General features: G+C 64.9%; 2 protein-coding genes. Both read left to right on the top strand.

Translation table 11 applies throughout. The annotated features are described in order from the left end of the window. On the top strand, positions 1-336 hold a 336-nt coding region (locus tag I73_RS28370; RefSeq protein ID WP_040500519.1), incomplete at its 5' end, for an integrase core domain-containing protein. A gap of 69 nt (positions 337-405) precedes the next feature. Continuing rightward, a complete protein-coding gene (locus I73_RS16015) occupies positions 406-1,383 on the top strand; it encodes an IS5 family transposase (protein WP_040500518.1) in 978 nt (325 codons plus the stop codon). Positions 1,384-1,653 lie beyond the last annotated feature (270 nt).

Here is a 1,653-nt window from a genome sequence, read left to right as displayed (position 1 = left end):
GGCCGCATTCTCTGGTTTCAGCTGTCTACTTGGTGGGGGAGCTTACGGGGGAGCTTACGCGAGCGCCTGGCCGAGGCGGGCATCGAGCCTTCCGTGGGATCCAAGGGAGACAGCTACGACAACGCCCTGGCCGAGACGATCAATGGGCTCTACAAGGCCGAGGTGATCCACAGGCGCGGGCCCTGGAAGACCAAACAAGCGGTGGAACTGGCCACCTTGGAATGGGTGTCCTGGTTCAACCACCACCGCCTGATGGGTCCACTGGGCTATGTACCGCCGGCAGAGTTCGAGGCCAATTACCATCGACAACGCGCTGGTCAGGCCGCGACCGTCTGACTTAGGGAGGGTCTGCAAAACCCCGCCGCGGAGTGGCGCGGGGCGTGAGGCCCGGGCAAGATGGCGCCCATGACGCAAGAGCAGCAGATGCTGGGGTTTGATCCCCTGCCCAAGAAGACGCGCAAGGAGATCTTCCTGGAAGAGATGAATCGGGTGGTGCCGTGGGCGGCGCTGGTGGCACTGATTCAGCCCCATGCTCGCGGCGCACACCAGGCGCTGGGCGGACGCCCGCCGTTTGCTGTGGAGACGATGCTGCGCATCCATTGCCTGCAGCTGTGGTGGAACCTGAGCGACCCGGCGATGGAAGAAGAACTGCATGAGCGCCCGCTGTACCGGGAGTTCGCGGGGCTCTCGGGCCGGGCCCGGTTGCCCGACGAGACGACGATCCTGCGGTTTCGCCACCTGCTGGAGAAGCAGCAGTTGGCCCCCGAGATCCTGCGAACGATCAACGCCCACCTGGCCGCACAAGGGCTCATGCTCAAGACCGGCACGCTGGTGGATGCCACGCTGATTGCCGCGCCCAGTTCCACCAAGAACGCCCAGGGTGAGCGCGACCCCGAGATGCACCAGACCAAGAAGGGCAACCAGTGGCACTTCGGGATGAAGGCGCACATTGGCGTGGACGCCGAGTCGGGCTTGGTGCACACGGTCATCGGCACAGCGGCCAACGTCAACGACGTCACCCAGGCCACGCAGTTGCTGCACGGGCAGGAACAGGATGTCTTTGCCGACGCGGGCTACCAAGGCGTGGACAAGCGGCCCGAGGCGCAGGACCTGAAGGTGAACTGGCACATCGCCATGCGCCCGGGTAAACGTGCGGCGCTGGACAAGACCCACCGGCTGGCCCAAGCCATCGACCGGGTCGAACAGATCAAGGCCAGCATCCGGGCCAAGGTGGAGCACCCGTTTAGGGTGATCAAGCAGCAGTTCGGTCACGCCAAGGTGCGCTACCGCGGGCTGGCCAAGAACACGGCGCGGCTGCAGGTGATGTTTGCGCTGGGCAATGTGTGGATGGCGCGCCGACAGTTGCTGGCGGTGCAGGCATGAGTGCGCCCGAAATGCGCCAAAGGGCCGCCGCACAGGCCAAATCAGCCTGCCGAACGGGCCTTGCGTGCGAGAAGTCGGGCAAGACTTGCACATCGCGAAATCTCCCCCCCCGATTCATCCGGCCACAGGGCTCGGGAACGGGGTTTTGCAGACCTTCCTTAGACCAACTGGCCTCCGCGAAACCCGGGGCGGTTCATGGTACAGGTGATGAGCCCGCAGGGAAGCACCCTGATGCCCGTCCGCCCTACCTCGCTGGACTGCAAGTCGGCT

The sequence above is a fragment of the Ideonella sp. B508-1 genome (assembly GCF_000333615.1).
GTDB lineage: Bacteria > Pseudomonadota > Gammaproteobacteria > Burkholderiales > Burkholderiaceae_C > Ideonella.
This window is presented reverse-complemented; position numbering and strand designations above follow the sequence as displayed.